17 protein-coding genes and 1 tRNA gene are annotated in these 17,914 nt (G+C 63.4%); 10 read left to right on the forward strand and 8 right to left on the reverse strand.

Features of this window, described 5'->3' with window-relative positions; all coding sequences use genetic code 11:
• Positions 1-169: 169 nt before the first annotated feature.
• The 4 genes from NV348_RS18090 to NV348_RS18105 all read left to right on the forward strand — a co-directional run bounded on the left by NV348_RS18090 (position 170) and on the right by NV348_RS18105 (position 5,101).
• Complete coding sequence (locus NV348_RS18090; RefSeq protein ID WP_019044597.1) at positions 170-376, forward strand: cold-shock protein; 207 nt, start codon at positions 170-172, stop codon at positions 374-376.
• Positions 377-634: 258 nt separating this feature from the next.
• Positions 635-3,577, forward strand: a complete 2,943-nt coding sequence (gene topA / locus NV348_RS18095) for a type I DNA topoisomerase (RefSeq protein WP_447147941.1) — start codon at positions 635-637, stop codon at positions 3,575-3,577.
• 191 nt (positions 3,578-3,768) lie between these two features.
• Positions 3,769-4,968 (forward strand): DNA polymerase III subunit delta', encoded by a 1,200-nt coding sequence (locus NV348_RS18100; RefSeq protein ID WP_447147942.1) that lies wholly within the window; start codon positions 3,769-3,771, stop codon positions 4,966-4,968.
• A 57-nt stretch (positions 4,969-5,025) separates the two neighbouring features.
• A tRNA-Thr gene (locus tag NV348_RS18105) sits at positions 5,026-5,101 on the forward strand.
• A 76-nt stretch (positions 5,102-5,177) separates the two neighbouring features.
• Here the strand turns inward: NV348_RS18105 and NV348_RS18110 are convergent.
• The 5 genes from NV348_RS18110 to NV348_RS18130 form a co-directional block, all read right to left on the reverse strand.
• A complete protein-coding gene (locus tag NV348_RS18110) occupies positions 5,178-5,546 on the reverse strand; it encodes a hypothetical protein (protein ID WP_447147943.1) in 369 nt (122 codons plus the stop codon).
• Between the two features lie 125 nt (positions 5,547-5,671).
• Positions 5,672-7,039: a tyrosine-type recombinase/integrase gene (locus NV348_RS18115; protein WP_447147944.1), complete on the reverse strand. Its 1,368-nt coding sequence runs from the start codon at positions 7,037-7,039 to the stop codon at positions 5,672-5,674.
• 81 nt (positions 7,040-7,120) lie between these two features.
• A complete protein-coding gene (locus NV348_RS18120) occupies positions 7,121-7,288 on the reverse strand; it encodes a hypothetical protein (protein WP_447147945.1) in 168 nt (55 codons plus the stop codon).
• 27 nt (positions 7,289-7,315) lie between these two features.
• Positions 7,316-7,861, reverse strand: a complete 546-nt coding sequence (locus NV348_RS18125; protein WP_447147946.1) for a hypothetical protein — start codon at positions 7,859-7,861, stop codon at positions 7,316-7,318.
• A gap of 86 nt (positions 7,862-7,947) precedes the next feature.
• On the reverse strand, positions 7,948-8,523 hold the full coding sequence (locus tag NV348_RS18130; RefSeq protein WP_447147947.1) for a helix-turn-helix domain-containing protein: 576 nt from the start codon (positions 8,521-8,523) through the stop codon (positions 7,948-7,950).
• A gap of 107 nt (positions 8,524-8,630) precedes the next feature.
• On the opposite strand from NV348_RS18130, the gene NV348_RS18135 reads away from it, so the two are divergent.
• The 6 genes from NV348_RS18135 to NV348_RS18160 all read left to right on the forward strand — a co-directional run bounded on the left by NV348_RS18135 (position 8,631) and on the right by NV348_RS18160 (position 14,856).
• A complete protein-coding gene (locus NV348_RS18135) occupies positions 8,631-9,041 on the forward strand; it encodes a hypothetical protein (protein WP_447147948.1) in 411 nt (136 codons plus the stop codon).
• Positions 9,042-9,305: 264 nt separating this feature from the next.
• Positions 9,306-9,641 (forward strand): hypothetical protein, encoded by a 336-nt coding sequence (locus NV348_RS18140; protein WP_447147949.1) that lies wholly within the window; start codon positions 9,306-9,308, stop codon positions 9,639-9,641.
• On the forward strand, positions 9,638-11,683 hold the full coding sequence (locus NV348_RS18145; RefSeq protein WP_447147950.1) for an AAA family ATPase: 2,046 nt from the start codon (positions 9,638-9,640) through the stop codon (positions 11,681-11,683). Before NV348_RS18140 ends, NV348_RS18145 begins: the two co-directional genes overlap by 4 nt.
• 1,475 nt (positions 11,684-13,158) lie before the next feature.
• A complete protein-coding gene (locus NV348_RS18150) occupies positions 13,159-13,665 on the forward strand; it encodes a hypothetical protein (RefSeq protein WP_447147951.1) in 507 nt (168 codons plus the stop codon).
• Between the two features lie 5 nt (positions 13,666-13,670).
• Complete coding sequence (locus NV348_RS18155; protein ID WP_447147952.1) at positions 13,671-14,282, forward strand: hypothetical protein; 612 nt, start codon at positions 13,671-13,673, stop codon at positions 14,280-14,282.
• Positions 14,283-14,448: 166 nt separating this feature from the next.
• Complete coding sequence (locus NV348_RS18160; RefSeq protein ID WP_447147953.1) at positions 14,449-14,856, forward strand: hypothetical protein; 408 nt, start codon at positions 14,449-14,451, stop codon at positions 14,854-14,856.
• Between the two features lie 75 nt (positions 14,857-14,931).
• On the opposite strand, the gene NV348_RS18165 is transcribed toward NV348_RS18160, so the two are convergent.
• From NV348_RS18165 to NV348_RS18175, 3 genes are all read right to left on the reverse strand, one after another.
• Positions 14,932-15,771: a helix-turn-helix domain-containing protein gene (locus NV348_RS18165; RefSeq protein WP_447147954.1), complete on the reverse strand. Its 840-nt coding sequence runs from the start codon at positions 15,769-15,771 to the stop codon at positions 14,932-14,934.
• Positions 15,768-16,286: a DUF6879 family protein gene (locus tag NV348_RS18170; protein ID WP_447147955.1), complete on the reverse strand. Its 519-nt coding sequence runs from the start codon at positions 16,284-16,286 to the stop codon at positions 15,768-15,770. Before NV348_RS18170 ends, NV348_RS18165 begins: the two co-directional genes overlap by 4 nt.
• Before the next feature lie 1,067 nt (positions 16,287-17,353).
• Positions 17,354-17,620, reverse strand: a complete 267-nt coding sequence (locus tag NV348_RS18175; protein ID WP_447147956.1) for a hypothetical protein — start codon at positions 17,618-17,620, stop codon at positions 17,354-17,356.
• Between the last annotated feature and the right edge of the window lie 294 nt (positions 17,621-17,914).

Below are 17,914 nucleotides of genomic sequence, written 5' to 3' on the forward strand. Positions count from 1 at the left end.
GCTTCTGTGTTCGAGGGACGGATCGAAAGTCCAAACCATCAGCAGGATCGATGTTGCGAACGCCGTGCTCAGGCTTTCCTTGCAGGGGGACCAACAGTACAGCGGTCGGAACGGACCCGGTGGACGAACCCAGTTGTCCGCCGTTCCGGTAAGAAAGAGAAGGAACAGAATGGCACAGGGAACTGTGAAGTGGTTCAACGCGGAGAAGGGGTTCGGCTTCATCGCGCCCGAGGACGGCTCCGCTGACGTCTTCGTCCACTACTCGGAGATCCAGGGCACGGGCTTCCGTACCCTCGAGGAGAACCAGAAGGTCGAGTTCGAGGTCGGCCAGGGCACCAAGGGCCCGCAGGCCACCGGCGTTCGCGCGCTCTCCTGAGCTGCGAATCGAATCAACCCCCGTCCCCCACCTCCTATGCGGAGGTGGGGGACGAGCCATTTCAGGGGTAAGGTCGCCCAGAAGTGATCCGGGCCGAGCAGGCCGGAAACCCGCGGCGCCAGCCGCCGTGGACGCAGCTACCCAAGTGCGCAAGGTATAAACGTCACTGGTGGCGATGTCCGTACGTCGCGCCGTCTGCCCCAGCCGCGCACCGAGCGGACCTCCCGACGCGCGGATATAGAAGGAAGGTGTTCGCCGGTGGCAACACGAGACCGCAGTTCAGCCGACCAGGGGCGTCCCCTGCGTCGTCTCGTGATCGTCGAGTCCCCGACGAAGGCCCGCAAGATCGCGCCCTACCTCGGCCGCAACTACACGGTCGAGGCCTCGGTGGGCCACATCCGCGACTTGCCGCGCGGCGCCGCCGACGTGCCGGCCAAATACAAGGGGCAGTCCTGGGCGCGCCTCGGTGTCGACGTCGATCACGACTTCGAGCCGATCTATGTCGTCAGCCCGGATAAGAAGGCCAAGGTCTCCGAGCTCAAGAGCCTGCTGGCCGACGCCGACGAGCTCTACCTCGCCACCGACCCCGACCGCGAGGGCGAGGCGATCGCCTGGCACCTGCTCGAGACGCTCAAGCCGAAGGTCCCGGTCCGCCGGATGGTCTTCCACGAGATCACCGAGCCGGCCATCCTCGCGGCCGCCGCCGACACCCGCGAACTCGACAACGACCTGGTCGACGCGCAGGAAACCCGCCGCATCCTGGACCGCCTCTACGGCTACGAAGTCAGTCCGGTGCTGTGGAAGAAGGTCATGCCGCGCCTGTCGGCGGGCCGCGTGCAATCCGTTGCCACCCGCGTCATCGTGCGGCGTGAGCGTGAGCGCATGGCGTTCCGCTCCGCCGAGTACTGGGATATCGCCGCCAAGCTCGACGCCGGCGTCGACGAGAAGTCCGATGCGACCAACCCGCGCACGTTCGGCGCGCGCCTGGTCCAGGTCGAGGGCGACCGGGTCGCCTCCGGTCGCGACTTCGGTTCCGACGGTCAGCTCAAGTCGGCCACCGGTGTCGTCGTGCTGGACGAGGCATACGCGAACCGGCTGGCCGAGGCGCTCGACGGTGCCGATCTGGTCGTCTCCTCCGCCGAGGCCAAGCCGTACTCGCGCAAGCCGTATCCGCCGTTCATGACCTCGACGCTGCAGCAGGAAGCGGGGCGCAAGCTGCGCTTCACCTCCGAGCGCACGATGCGGGTGGCGCAGCGGCTGTACGAGAACGGCTACATCACCTACATGCGAACCGACTCGACCACGCTGTCGGAGTCGGCCATCGCCGCCGCGCGTTCGCAGGCCACGCAGCTCTACGGCGCGGAGTACGTCTCGCCGACGCCGCGCCAGTACACCCGCAAGGTCAAGAACGCGCAGGAAGCACACGAGGCGATCCGCCCGTCCGGTGACACGTTCATGACCCCGGGCCAGCTGGCCGCCAAGGTCGACCAGGACGAGTTCCGGCTCTACGAGCTGATCTGGCAGCGCACCGTCGCCTCGCAGATGGCCGACGCGCGCGGCACCACGCTGACGCTGCGGATCACCGGCACCGCCCGGACCGGCGAGGAGTGCGTGTTCTCCTCCTCGGGCCGCACGATCACCTTCCCCGGCTTCCTCAAGGCCTACGTCGAGAGTGTCGACGAGGAAGCGGGCGGCCAGTCCGACGACGCCGAATCCCGTTTGCCCGCATTGGAAGAGGGCCAGGGCGTCACCGCCGTCGAGCTCACCCCGGACGGGCACAGCACCAACCCGCCCGCGCGCTACACCGAAGCGTCGCTGATCAAGACGCTCGAAGAGCTCGGCATCGGCCGCCCGTCGACGTACTCCTCGATCATCAAGACGATTCTCGATCGCGGCTACGTCTACAAGCGCGGCAGCGCGCTGGTGCCGTCGTGGGTGGCGTTCGCGGTGGTCGGCCTGCTCGAGGCCTACTTCGGGCGACTGGTCGACTTCGACTTCACCGCCGCGATGGAGGACGACCTCGACGCGATCGCCGGTGGCCGGGAGCAGCGCGGAAACTGGTTGTCCAGCTTCTACTTCGGTGGCGATCACGGCGCCGAGGGTTCGGTGGCGCGCTCGGGTGGTCTCAAGAAGATGGTCGGCGAGCAGCTCGACGACATCGACGCCCGCGAAGTGAACTCGATCAAGATGTTCGTCGATGAACAGGGCCGCGATGTCGTGGTCCGCGTCGGCCGGTTCGGTCCGTACCTCGAGCGGATGATCGTCAATCCCGATGACCCGGACGGTGATCCGGTGTCACAGCGGGCGAACCTGCCCGACGATCTGCCACCGGACGAACTGACGCGAGAGGTCGCCGAGAAGCTGTTCTCGACGCCGCAGGAGGGCCGTTCGCTCGGCGTCGACCCGGTGTCGGGGCACGAGATCGTCGCCAAGGAAGGCCGTTTCGGCCCGTACGTCACCGAGGTGCTGCCCGAGCCGCCCGCACCGGACCCGGCCGCGACACCACCGGCGAAGAAGACCACCAAGAAGGCGGCCGAGGTCAAGCCGCGCACCGGCTCGCTGTTCAAGTCGATGGACCTGGCGACGATCACCCTCGACGACGCGCTCAAGCTGCTCTCGCTGCCGCGCGTGGTCGGCAACGACCCGACCTCGGGCGAGGAGATCACCGCGCAGAACGGCCGGTACGGGCCCTACCTGAAGAAGGGCACCGATTCGCGCTCGCTGGCGACCGAGGACCAGCTGTTCTCCGTCACCCTCGACGAGGCGCTGAAGCTCTACGCCGAGCCGAAGCGGCGTGGTCGGCAGGCGGCGAGCGCGGCGGCGCTGCGTGAACTGGGCAACGACTCCGCCACGGGCAAGCCGATGGTGATCAAGGACGGCCGGTTCGGTCCGTACGTCACCGACGGTGAGACCAACGCGAGCCTGCGTAAGGGCGACGAGGTCGAGTCGATCACCGACGAGCGCGCCTCCGAGCTGCTCGCCGATCGCCGGGCCCGTGGTCCGGTGAAGAAGGCGGCGAAGAAGACGACCGCGAAGAAGGCCGCCAAGAAGGCGCCGGCGAAGAAGACCGCGGCCAAGTCCACCGCGACCAAGACGGCCACGAAGACGGTCGCCAAGAAGACCGCGGCGAAGAAGACGGCCGCCAAGAAGGCGCCCGCGAAGAAGGCGGCAGCGAAAACCGCTGGTACCGAGGCGGACTGACACACCGAGCGGGTACGGACGAGGCGCCGCTCACTCGGCGGTGGCTGGCCGGCTCGCCGCGGGCGCGCACCTCGGCCGCCTCGGCACGGCGGTGCAGGATCGGGCGCGAGGCTGGTGGGCGGGAGAAGGTCCGGGGCGCGGCGGTCCAGCCGTCCGGATCGATGTCGGACCTCGCGGCTAGGGTGTAGCGCGTGGCAGGTGTCTTCGATCGACTGGTCGGCCAGGACGTGGTCGAGGCCGAACTGACGGCTGCCGCGACGGCGGCCCGCGCGGGTGTCGTGACCGGGGCGATGACGCATTCGTGGCTGTTCACAGGTCCGCCCGGCTCCGGTCGGTCGGTCGCCGCGCTGTGCTTCGCCGCTGCCCTGCAATGCACCGACCCCGACACCGTCGGATGTGGTCGATGCCATGCGTGCACGACCACGATGGCCGGTACACACGGTGACGTGCGCCGGATCATCCCCGAGGGCTTGAGCATCAGCACCAAGGAGATGCGCGCGATCGTGCAGATCGCGTCCCGGCGGCCGAGCACCGGCCGCTGGCAGATCGTGGTGGTCGAGGATGCCGACCGGCTCACCGAAGGCGCGGCCAACGCCCTGCTCAAGGTCGTCGAGGAGCCGCCGGACCGCACCGTGTTCCTGCTGTGCGCGCCGACCGTCGATCCGGAGGACATCTCTGTCACCTTGCGTTCGCGATGCAGGCACGTGCACCTGGTGACCCCGACCGTCCCCGCCATCGCGCAGGTCCTGCGCGAGCGGGATCAACTCGACGCGAAGACCGCCGACTGGGCGGCCTCGGTGAGCGGCGGTCATGTCGGCCGGGCGCGTCGGCTCGCCACCGACGAGGACGCGCGCAAGCGGCGTCAGCGCGCGCTCGCGCTGGTCAGCGCCACCGAACGCCCGGGCGCGGCCTACGCCGCCGCCGACGAGCTGGTGAAATCAGCCGACGACGAAGCCAAGCAGATGAGCGCCGAACGCGACGACCGCGAACGCGACGAACTCGCCACCGCCCTCGGCGCGGGCGGCACCGGCAAGGGCGCGGCCTCGGCCACCCGTGGTTCGGCGGGCGTGCTCAAGGAACTCGAGCGCCGCCAGAAGTCCCGCGCCACCCGCACCGGTCGCGACGCCCTCGACCGCGCCCTCATCGACGTCGCCGGGATGTACCGCGACGCCCTCGCCATGCGCTTCGCCGGCCGCGGCGTCGCGATCACCCTCACCCACCCGGACATGGCCGACGAGATCACCGATCTCGCCACCAATGTCCGCCCCGAGGGCCTGCTCCGCAGCATCGACGCCGTCCTCGCATGCCGGGAAGCCCTGGACCTCAACGTGAAACCCCGCTTCGCCGTCGCCGCCATGGTCGCCACCCTCATCTCCGCCCGCTCCACCTGACCACCCGTTTTCGCGTTCTGGCCGTTCCCGCGATAGACTCGCGTCGCCTAACGGCACGCCGCCTTAGCTCAGTCGGTAGAGCGCTTCACTCGTAATGAAAAGGTCGGGGGTTCGATTCCCCCAGGCGGCTCCATTAAAAGGGTCTCTGACATGCACAACGTGTGTCAGGGACCTTTTTGCTGGTCGAACAAAGATTCGGTGTGTCACCACTATGACACCACTCGTCGTGCTCGACACTTCTTGCGAGCCGAAGGTGTGTTCGAGTGACTGCACCCGGAATGATCGCCTCGGGCGCGTGTGGGAGAGGGCTCAGGGACAGCCTGCCCGCGAATCTCGGCCATGCGTTCGGCGCGACATCTCGCCATCGCGGAAGTAGTGCGCGGGTGGTCGCATTGCTTGTGACTGATCCGGCTGTTGAGTAACTGGCTGACGACTTCGGCGGGCGACATGCCCAGGCTCGCGTGTGCTGCGTGTTCGGAATCGGCGTCTTCGAAAGCCGTGATGATGCGCTTGAGCGGGTCCTGTTCCACACCGCCCTTGAATCTGCGGCCCGGTTTGATGTCGTCGCTCGTGGTCATGCGCGCATCATAAGAATGTGGGTTTGACCGGCGGAGATGCCGCGCTCAGCGCGTCTGTGAACGTCTGGGGATAACTCGCGCGACAGTGTGTGTCGGTGCGAACGTGCGGGCGCGTACGGACGAACCTAGACGCTCTTGCGCGTCCTCGGGATGAACGCGGTCACGTTGTCGGCGCTCGTTTGGGCTACGTCCTCGAACATGGACACGTAGACCTCCATCGTCAGCTTCATGTCGGCATGGCCGAGCGTTTCCTGAACGGTCTTCGGATCAGAGCCTGACGCGATCATGAGCGAACCGGCGGTGTGGCGAACATCGTGCAGCCGGATCGGTGGCAGGTCAGCCGCTGCGGCAAGGCGCTTGAACAGCTTGGTGAACTGGTTCGGGTCCAGGTCGCGCCCATCCTCGCGGGTGAAGATGCGGTCGGACTTGGTGTACGCCTCGCCCCATTTCAGCTGTTCGCGTTTCTGCGCTGCGCGGTACGTCTTGAGAAGCGAGACATTCTCAGTGCCGAGGGCTACGGTTCGGTCGCCAGCGTCTGACTTGGGTGTGTCCTCGATGACGCCGGATGGACTGTGCACCAACTGACTTTCGATCGTCACGGCCTTGTTGTCCCAGTCGATATCCGGCCAGTCCAAGCCGAGCGATTCGCCACGACGCAAGCCACGGGTACCCAGGATGTGCCAGAGGGCGTAGAGGCGGTCACCTTCGACGGCATCGAGGAATGCGCCCAAATGATCGGCACGCCAGACCATGACCGTGGAGGGTGTGGGCGCTTCACGTCGTGCCTGCCTCGGGGTGCGGCCTTCCTCGATCAGCTTGGCAATGGCGTCACGCCAAACCTTTTCGCGCGCTTTGGTCCAGACGAGCGCCTTGGGTGGCTTGCCTGATGGGAGCTTGACGAGCTTCGCAACGTTCACTGTGACGAGACCCTCACGCAGGGCATCGCTGAGGCAGCTACGGAGCATCGCGCGCATTCGCTGCATGGCAGACGGTCCGGTGACGCGAGCCTTGATCTTGCCGCGCCGGATCTCTTCGTTGCGCTCCTCGATGTGCTCGAAAGCCGCGGTGAGGTGATGGACGCGAAGATCATCCAACTTCACGCGACCGATGTACAGCCCCCATCGCACGGAGTACCGGGTGTAGTGGTCGTGGGTATTGCCCTTCAGTTCGTGCGCCTTGCCCTTGAGCCAAGTCTCCATGTACTCCGCGACGGTGATACGGACCGAGATGTCCACACCCCGAGCGGCTTTCGATTTCAGCGCGTCGAGGGCATCCACGGCGTCTTGCTTGGACTCGAATCCGAACTGTGTGCGCTGACGGCGCTTGCCCGTGGCATCGGTAATTCCGATGATGTAGCCCCAGGTGCCATGCGTCGGGGACCAGCCTCCACCCGCGCGCTTGAGCTTTGGGCAGTCCTTACCCAGCTGACGCCGCGTGCCGTCCTCATCGACGTAGGTGCATCCGCAGCGCTTGGTGATCGTTCCTTGTGCCATCGTTCCGGCCTTTCTTGGTGGAGAAATGCGACGAGCCCCACGCATCGCGCAGGGCCCATCGGGGGGTAGGTGGGTGTGGAGTCAGGCGACCTTGATCCGCGCGCAGCGGAAGCACACGCCTTCGTGCAGGAGGTCGAGTTTCGTCAGTTCCTCGCACCCGATGCAGTACTCCGCGACGTACGGATCTTGGCCGGGCTTGCGGACGATGTAGCGGTGTGGATTGGAGGATGATTTGCGGATGGTGGTCATGTTCGGGCTCTTTCGTGCGGCGAGGGATCAGGCGGCTGACTGGTAGCCATCGCGGAGACTGACGAGCGGGATTCCGTGGGTGTTCTGCAACCAGTCCTCGAAGTACGACCAGGCGAGGCCAGCGGGCATGTGAAAGAAGTCCTCTACGTCGTCGCTGACGATCGCGTAGGCGTAGTGGGGAAGTGAGCTAGGGCTAACGAACAGCGTCTTGGTGGGACCCATGCCCGGGGCGATGTCGTAGAAATGGCCGGACCATGAGGTCGGCGTACGTCCGTGGTCCTCGGTCTTCCAGACGATCCGCTTTCCCTCAGCGAGACTGAGCCATTCGAGAACGTAGGTCTCGAGAGTCGGGCCGCTGGTCAGTGTGGCGTTGCCGTGGACGCATTCGTTGCAGGTGTAGCTTTCCACGAACACCCGGTTCCCATGCTCGTCGGTGATGATCTCGCCATGGATCATCGCGGTCATGGGCCTTTCGGCGTCGCACTCTTCGCAGGTGAACCACCCCCTGCTTGGCGGCTCGCTGTGGATTGCCAGGCTTTGGTCATCAGGGTCTTGATAAGCGGTCAGCGTCATTGTCGTTGTCCTTCAGTTGATTTCAGGTGTCTAGGAGGCGCGTAGAGCGCCTGTCGGGATGCGGTGCGCGTGTTCGTGTGGTGTCGTCACTCACCGCCCTTCTGGATGTGCTCACGGACCTCTCGCAACAGGCGCTTGGTCATGCCAGCCCGCAAGGTGCGCAATGCTTTCGGATCACTCGGCGGTGTGGACAACAGGCGTTCGTCGCGTTCCTTGGTGGCGGTGTGGCCCCAAAGTTGTTGTGCGACTTCCATTACCTGATCCAGCTCCACACCCAACCGATCGGCGATCCGGTCAGATACCGGGTCGTCCTCAACTGCCTCGGAGAGGTCAATGGTGACGATCGAAGGCTTACGGCTCCGGCCTTGGAGTAGATCGCGCATCGTGGCCTTGGTCGCCGTCGCGTCGGGGGATAGCTGAATATCGCCTTCGCCCTGGAAGAACTCAGCGAGCGGTACGCGATACGCCCAAGCCATCAGAACGAGTTCATCGACGGTGATGGATGGCTTGCGCCCGCTCTCCAGTGAAGCCACATGATCGCGCGTCCACGGCAACCCGTTCGACGTGAGGCGTTGTGCGCACTCGCCCTGTGTCTCGCCCTTGTCGAGTCGAAGGCGCTTTAGGTTCTCACCTGCGATTCTGCCGGTAGTGGCTGATGTCATGTGTGTGAATCTACCACACATATGTGTGTTGTGAACTTGAATGTCCACGTGTTACGAATGTTATGCGTGTGATCGACACACGGATGAGTAACGAAAGGGTGCAGGTCATGGCAGGAAAGATGGGGCGCTCGATGACCCCAGATGAAGCGGTCAAGCTCGCGTCCGAGTCAACGACGATCGACTTGCAGACCGCAGGCCGAGCGTGCGGGTTCTCCAAGACGACCACCTACGGGCGGATGCACGACGGGACGTTTCCGGTCCCCGTCCACAAGTACGGGTCTGTGTATCGCGTGCCGACAGCGCCGTTGCTCCGGTACCTGGGCATCGACCCGAACGAGCCTGCGCATCGTCCACACACACCGGCGTCTACGTCGAACGAAGAACCGGGCGCCTCATGTGTAGTGAAGACCAAGCGCGGCAAGGTGATTCATCCCGACGACAAGTACAAGGTGGGCGGCCGTTCGTACGTCGGTTCGGAGATCATCGCGATAGCCCGCGTGTTGGGCGTTGCGTCATGAGCCCGCTCACGTCTGCGAACGTCGCCGACAACGAATCACGCGCGAACGACGGTGCCAGGCGCTCACGGCGTCTGCTGGGACGTGGTGCGCCGTGCTGAATCACGTTGTGTTCGCCATCGTCGCCGTACCGGGTGACCAGGCCAACAGTGCGGCCTATGTGGCGGCTATTCCTCTTGCGGTGCTGGTGTACCTGATCTATCCACACCGCCCCGGAGCGGGGCGAGGATGAGACGCCGCCGGTACGAGCCGCCTCCGCTGCAAGGAGTGACGGAACCGCCAGTGTCGGCGCTGGAATTCGTCGCGCTGTTCGTGTGTCCGGCGTGTGGAGGTAAGGCCGATCTGCTCGAGGGTCCGCGTAACTGGGCCGTAGAGATCGACCACGCCGAGGACTGCGCGAATCCGATAGCCGCGCCTGAGTTCGACGAGCCGGACGTGGAGGACCCACGGGACCGGATCAAGTTCCCCGAGCTGTACGCGCCTGCACCCGTGGACCTCGATCACATCGACTGCCGACACGGGCCACTCGGTCGGGCGTACTGCGAACGCAAGCGGCGACAGGACGAGCGCGTCCGACGCGCGGAACAGGAAGCACGGAAATGACCATGACCAAGGAAGTCACCGAGAACATCGACCGCACAGCAATCGCGGATCATCTCGACCGGAACTACAAGCGGCGCATCGGGTTCGTCTGCGTCGGGAGCAAGGATCAAGCCAAGGGGCAGAAAGACTTTCGTCACGAGTTCCTGATGTGGCCGAAGCAGCGCCGGGCGGTGATCGACCGTCTTGTCGAGCTGAACAGCCAGAACCGTTGCGTGTGGGTGCCCACGTCCCTGTTCCACACCGAACAGCGCAAGGACGGCGAGACAGTGCCGACCCATGTGCTGTCGTTCGAGCTGGACACCGTCACTGTGGATGCGCTGGAACTGTTGAACCATCTCGGGGCCGATCTCATCGAGAGCGGGCGTGTGGGACACCTGCACGTCAATCTGTACTTCGATCAGGATCTACCTGGCGTCGAACTCAAGGAACGCGGTCGCCGCCTCGCTCGGGCGTGTGGGGTGACCGGGCACGAGTCGGGCGGAAAGTACGGCGACGGCGAATTGCTGCGCCCCATGGGCACGTTCAACACCAAGGCCGAGGCTCGTACACAGGTCAGTCTGCGCAGGGCTGGACGGTCACGCCGATTCCCGCTCAGTGTGGATCGGTTCGACAGCGTGGTCGGCTGGGCGCTCGATGGCGAGCTTGACGAATCGTCGCGCGGGCGACGTACCGATCCGACCACGCTGGTCCCTCAGGAGGTCGCTCAGCACCGTTGGCGGCGCGTTGAGCTTCGCGATATTCGGTCGATGCGGCGGCAACGCGACCCAGGCGACGGGACAGGCCGCCACAAGCTGACCAAGAAGCTTGTACGTCTCTGCAATGAGAAGGGGCTGACGCAGGGCGAGGCGCTGTGGGTGCTCGAAGGGCACGAACCGTCTGTGGCCAAGTTCGGTTATGCCCGTCTCCCTGAGCAGGTTGTTGCGTGCTGGGACGGCGATACACGCCCGCCGGCCAAATCTCGGAAGAAGGACGCGCCTGCACCATCCCCTGACGGTGGGCAGGTCGATGGGGACGGCATCTATCAGCCCGGTGGGCGATTCAAACTGAAGCGAGGTTCGAGCGTGAAGACAGAAAAGCTGTACTGGCTGTGGCAGGACCGTATCCCGCTGGGCGCGCTGTCATTGCTCGCCGGACGTGAGGGCACGGGCAAGTCGTCCGTCGCGTACGGGATCGGGGCCAAGGTCTCGCGAGGCGTCCTGAATGACGGGCACTACGGAGGTACCCCGAAGAGCGTCATCATCTGCGCGACGGAGGACGCATGGGAAACGACCATCGCCCCGCGGCTTCAGGCTGCGGACGCGGATATGGATCGCGTGCTGTTCTTCGAGTACAACGACGGCGAACGTCTGACGTTGCCCAACGACAACGACGGGCTGAGTGAAGCTGTGCGGTACAACGATGTTGGCCTGGTCATCTTCGACCCGATCGTCTCCGTGCTGCCGGACAACGTCGATGCGGAGAAGGGGCAGATTCTGCGCCGCGCTCTCGAGCCCATCAACCGCATTGCTGCGGACACCCGGTGCGCGTTCCTGGGTATCGCCCACTTCAACAAGCGGAGCGAAGGCGACATGGGATTGCTGCTCAGCGGGTCGTTGGTGTGGTCACAGGTCGCCCGCGCCACGCTCGGCCTGATCGCTGACCCGGACAACGAAAACGGCTTCTTCTTCCTGAACGGCAAGAACAACAACGCGCCGGGTGATGTGCCCGTACTGCTCGGTCACACGGAAGAACGGTTCGTGCAGACGGACGACGGGGAAGAGGCCCGTACGTCTATTGCGGTGTGGGACGGAGAAGCTGAAGTCACGCGGCGTCAACTGCTCGGAATCGCGAGCAAGGTCAAGGACGGCAGCCCGATCGACCAGTGGTTGAGCGACCAGCTGTTGAACGGTCCCACACCCGCCACAACGATCTTCGAACGTGCGGAAGCCAAGGGTTACACCGAATTCCGTCTCCGGTCTGCACTTAAGCGCATCGGTGGTGAGACTGCCCGCAAGGGCTTCGGCAAGGGCGGCGTCGTCATGTGGCGCATTCCCGAACTCTGACGGGTGGCCTTACTCGCGCGCGCCGGTGTCGCGTGCGTGGGGCAACAAACATGCAACGTATGCGATCTATGGGACGTAGGTATAAACAATGATCACGAACTGTCTTACTCGTGAACTGAGTTTTTATCATCTTTGTTCTTAATGCATAGATCACATTGATTGCATTGGATACACCCCACGTACGCACACACGCGCGCAGTCTGCGCACCAGCGCATACGCATACCGGCGTATGTACGCGAGGAAGACAACTACGAAGCACATCGCGTGGGCGGTGTGGAACGGAAGGAAAGGCAATGACACTAGTTCAGTTAGACCCGACGCCTATCTACAGGCGGCACAGGTGCGAGAAACGACACCGCACAGCTCGGACGTTCATGAAGTGCGCGATTCGCCGGGCTGCATGGGTGCAAGGTGAAGGCCCGTACGCACTCATCGCTTGGTGTGGAGTTCCAACGGTCACGTTGTACGAGTCGCGTGAGTTGGCGGAATTCTTCGAAGAACAGATTGACCGCTATGCCTGCGGCCATCTGTGCAAAGGCGATCACATCATTGTTCGGGTGAAGCTCGACTGATCGCCGATGGGAATGCGCAACTTCATATCCAATCAGGTGAGCAGGGCTCATGCGCAGGTCGGACGGTGTATGTCACCGCTGTGCATGGGCCTCTCGCTATACGCAGACTACGTTCAGCAATGCTACGCATTGGGTGGGTGTGGAGCCGCATCGTGTGCGTGCGCGAGGTAGGCCCGCTGATGTCTTGGACATGCGCCACCATGTGATTTATCGCGAGAGCGTGTGACAGTCGCCGTACGGATCTACTAGAGCGCAATGTCGTCGTCTCATTCATGAGCGACATGCGGAGAATGCGATTCGGGTATCGGGGAAGGTATTCGGGCTGTCGGTGTGGCTTTGTCGCGTCTGCGTGCGAGGTAGTGAAACTCAGGGGTTCGGATTCACCCGACTTTGTGCATATCATGCCGACAATGGCGCACACGCCGCCGCGTCATTCGGAGGAAACCCGGAAGGGAATAGAGAAATGACTTACCGAGCATATCGAGACAATCGAAGCCCATTCATTGCGGGACTTGATGAGGATATTGTCTATCGCATCCCAGGAGTTCAGCATGAGTTCTTGGCTGAGGCAAAGCGGCTATGCGACGACTGCTCGGTACCCATCATCGAGTTCCGCGACCGGACATCCGGTAAGGCCGCGAGGGTATGGCACGACGAGACCTGCCCGACCGCAGATGAGGAGGTGAAGATCAAGCCGCGAGTGCTTCATCGTCAGAGGTAAGAAATAGCCGCCCGGAATGCGGAAGCTCACGCGCCGACGTTGTTGGGTGTGGGCAAGGATCGACTGATAAAACTGATAGCGCTATCGCCGAACGGCAAGGCGCGCAAGCGATTCAGGCATCCGTATATCCACAGGATAGCCCGGGCATGTCAGGTAAGAAACCAAACGAAAGGGGAAAGAAATGGTCAAGATTGATGTAGACGGCTTGTTGAAGGAGACGAAGCGCGGAGGCGCTGACTATGCCTCGATCCGCGATCGAATCGACAACGAGCTGGGCGGAAGTCAAGACATGGTGCAGCAGGCACGGGACGCGCTGACCAAGCGGCCCGGCACAGCGCAGGAACAGGAAGTCGCCGACCGGGTATTCGTCCAGGATTGGCCGAAGCTCCAGAGCGCCATGATGCTGAAGGAAGACGTAGGTGCAGCGATCGAGATTGCCGCACGGGGAATCCAGGATGCCGACGCCGAGGTCAAGCCGTTGTTGATCGCGCAGACGATCGACTACCTGACGGCCAGCCGCCGCATGAGCGAGGACGCGGTTACCAAGCTCCTGCTCGTCAACGTGTCGCCCGAACTCAAGCAGGCGATCGAAGATCACGAGACCGACCAGAAGAACGCCGTTATCGCGCGGCACAACGTCGACCAGGCTCAGCAGGGCACCGGTCGCTACCTCTCCGGAAGGAAGTAACTGACATGTCCGTTCTCGAAGAACTGAAGGCCCGCGTTATCGGGGGCGAGAAGGTCACCCCCAAGCAGCTTCTCGATGCTCGCGCGGCTGATGAGCTGGCCGAGTTGACGGCGCTGTCTGATGAGCGCAAGGCTGCGGAGAAGGCAGCCGCCGAACACCAGGCCAAGGTGGATGAATTCCTCAGAGAGTACGAGGAGTTCATGACCACGGACCTTGATCCGCTGCGCGAGGCGTACGCGGCCCTGGTGGTTGCGGTCGCAGATCTCCACACCCTCGTGGAGGAACACCTCAAGAAGCAGTCCCAGATCAAGGTGAGGGCTTCGAGGCTGGGTCTGCACAACCATCCCCGCACGGGAGCACGGACGCCCCACCACGCACCTGTCCCTGGGGACGAGGAGCGGTGGCGGAAGCAGCACGTGAGCGGGGACTACATCGAACTCGCGGTGAGGGAAGGCAAGACCGGGCTCGTATCCCAGAGGGGCAAGACCGGCACTCACGTGCTCCATACCCCCGAACGCCGGGAAGAGCTTCGTTCGCTCCCGTCGTCCGCGAACCTGAAGCAGGTCGGTATCGAGATGCGCGACCGGATGCTGAACGACGCGCTGGACAGCGAGTAACGCCGTGCTCCCGTGACGCCGCCCACGGGGGCATTTCCAGTTGCACGCGATCAAGGCGCAATAGACCCGGAGTGCCCAACTGCCCCCAGGTGCTCCGCCCAGCCCCGCGACGGGCTTGTTTCCCCATTCACCGTCGCGGGGTTTCGCCGTAGATGAGGAGGAACAGATGGCCGAGCGGGCCGAGATCAGGAAACGCCGAGCGAAAGCCCTTGCGATGCGTAAACGCGGGGCGGGTGTGGACGAGATACGCGAAGCGCTGGGTTACAGCACGAATCGTCCTGTCCGGCATGACATCCGTAAGGCGCGTCAGGATATCGCCCAACCGAAGCCTCCCCAGCGCACCCGCAAGCCGCGCGAGGATGACGGGTTGCCAGTAGACGTTCTGGCGTCTCGTGATCGTCGCGTGCATAGATTCATCGCGCAACGTGCGAAAGAGCGTGAGCGTCGTCTTGAGGACCTGCTACGCGCGTCCGGGTTGACCGTCGCGCAAATGTCGCCGGAGCGACTGGGTAAACGTGTCTGGTATCTCGAACAGTACGACGCTTTGAACTTCCGGACAGCACAACGAATGTGATGCCTGATCAATGATCAGATGCGCTGTCCCACAGTGCATGTCGGAACATGTGTGCGCAGACTGTGCGAACGCTCGTCAGTCATCAGAACGCAGATCGTCCATGGCTGCGGCGATCATGGCGCGCGCGTCCTGTCCGTGGATGGCTTGATCCTTGAGCCGGTGGAATGCCTTGTCGTACAACGCTATCTCGCTGGGCTGGGTGATCGTCAGCTCAGCCGAGATGGTCTCGACCTGGACCATGCGGGTGTCGAACATGATGAAGTTGTTCATCACCGGCGCGCGGTAGTCGCTGCCTGTCGGCACGATGCCCAGCACGACGCGAGGCAGAGACATCGCCGTGAGCAATCGGTCCATCTGTTCGATCATCAAATCCGCGGTGCCAACGTGGGTGTGGAGAACCTGTTCACCGAGCAGGAAGTAGAAGCGGTGATTGCCTCGGTACAGGACTTGCTGACGTTCGAGGCGCGCGGCTAACCCCGGTTCGAGGTCGGCGGGCGGATCGTCGTAGAAGTCTAGCACCATAGCCAACAGCGATTCCGCGTAGGGCGGGGTCTGCAACAGGCCGGGCACGACTACAGGCTCATACCAGCGCATGAGGCTGGTCTGTCCCTCGGACGCGATGGATTGCTTTTGCCTGTGCGGCAAGCGCATTCGCTTCTGTTCGAGGTAGGCGGTTTCGACGTTGCGCAGGTTGGCGATGAGGTCGGGCACTTGATCCGCTGCATGGGTGTGGATGCACCAGATGCGCACGTCGTCATCGGTCGGCGTCTGTTTGCCGTACTCGATTTTCGAGACCTTGGAACTGTGCCAACCGGCAAGCTCAGAGAGTTGCCTACCGGTCAGCCCAGCATCCCGACGGAGGTTACGCAGGCGCTCACCGAACGCCTCGCGGGCCTCTTTCGCGGTAGTCGTCACGCCTTGACGTATTCAGCGTGGGGGACTGCCTTGTCCCACACCCGATTCCACACCGCCCGGACATGGTCAACGATCACGGGGTCTTGCGTGAATGCACCGCCTACGAACTGGCCCGATGGTTCGAAGACGGTGAACGCCACCAGGTTGTCATCGAACAGCCAGAAGTCATCCGTAGTCAGCTCGGATGGGTCGATCAGGTGTCGCGCGAGATAGCGGATTTCCTCGCCCGCGGCGATGTTCTGTTCTGCAACAACGAGGCCCCACCGGGTGTAGTCGGTGTGTGGCTCAGTGATGACGCGGGCGCGTCGCATCTGCTTTCCGGCGCTCGTGACCGCGTGAACGTCGTCAGCCCAGTCCTTGAACCACTCGTAGTCGTCGGGCTCGCCGGCCAAAAATCGCTGGAACGGCTCGGACTCTTCCGGCGTCTCGTAGGTGTCGAGCACTTCGAGGTGATACGCGGTGCGCTCGAACGTGTGGAAGTACTCGTCGAACGCCTCACCTTGTAAGAGCTGCATCGCCCCTGATCTCCTGTCCTACGGGAACCTCGAAGCAAGTTTCGTGGTCCGGTATGTCCATCTGCGACAACGCTTCTGGGTCGGTCACTGTGTCGCCAGAGAGTAAGAACGTGCCGTGACCAGTGTCCTGAAGTAGCACGCCCAGGCACGTCCCAGGTTCGAGGAACGCAAGTAGCGGGTGTGGGATCTCCAGTACGTCGTGGCGTCCCGGTACCCGCCAGCCCTGCACGATGTACGTGCCGCGATCGGTCAGGAACAGAGACGGGCATCCGTTCTTGTTCGTGTTCTGTCCGAGGAACCGTAACTTCATGGGTTCTGTCCTTCGTGAGGAGTTGCGCGCGTTTTCTTGCGCATGTCGATCGTCAGTGACCGGGAGCAACCAGTCAACAAAAATCGTCTCCGCTCGCAAACTGTAGCAAACCCGTTCAGATTTTCGCGCTCGGATTCTTAGGTTCATCTGCAACGGGTCGGGTGAGGTGTTCACTCCTTCACCCGGCTCGGAACCAATCGTTCGCCGAAAGGTTCTGGCGTGCAAGACGATCAGTGCCACGTACGCATCAGGTTCGGTCCTCATGTGCTCGACTACTGCGCAGCGAGGCAGGCAGCGATTCTGTACGCGCACGACGTGGGGGAATGGCTCGGCGTCCCCGTGCTGATAGACGATGAAGTCCGCGAGCACATGCCGCCCTTGCCCTGCGAGTCGCTATGGTCGTAGCCGCCTTCAGTATCGCCGTAGTCGCGGCATTCGTGCTCGGCTTCATGCTGGGCCGCCATCGCTCCACACCCCGCCAACCGGGACGGCACAGCTTCGCGCACTTCGAAATGTCCTCTGCGACAACGATGGAGCTGCCGGTCATCAGCGATGCGCGACGCATGACGCGATGACCTACCGTATCCGTCCCTGAGTCGTCTCCAGAGCGCCTGGTACATGCTCGCTCAAGTGATCGTATGGTCGACGTTCGTCAGCGCCGCACGGACGTGCTGACGGTAGGGCCAGCGAACTCACCAAAGAGCCCCGGCACATGGCCAGGGCTGAGAGGTCGGACGGTCGAGCGTCCGTGCGATCGTTACTCGGCGTCGGGTGTGGATTCCTTCGCGGCTTCTGCCTTGGCGACCTTCGCGGCCTCGCGATCCTTGGCCCACTTCGCGAAACGAGTCTTCATCGGGCCGACGTCCTTCGTGGTGAACGAGTAGCGCGACCCAGCGCCTACGGCCTCGTAGTCGTCCGATGCACGCAGGAACACGCGCAGCGTCTTCGGGTCGGTGCCCAGCGCTTCGGCAACCTGCTTGGTGGTCAGCTTCTCGGTGGTGGTCTTCTTCGCGGGGGCGGTCATCGTGGTCTCCTTCGTCGGTGTCGCCTTGGTGGCGTGCGACAGCAACGTAAGAGAGGTCGGGCGCTGGTCCGAACAGATGACGGTGGACTCCGTGGCAAGTTGTGACCTTCGCGCCCCGCGACGACGGGCGGTGTGGGCGTAGGAGTGCGTCACGCAGTGTGACACCGAACGTCGTATGACGACGCGGTACGAACAAGGCAGGAAATGCCTTCTCACCTGCGTAGAAGCGCTAGTTTCCAGTACTACGCGATATGACGCAGGACGCTACTTGGCTATCTCGTAATGAAAAGGTCG

The organism is Nocardia fodinahabitans, assembly GCF_052983615.1.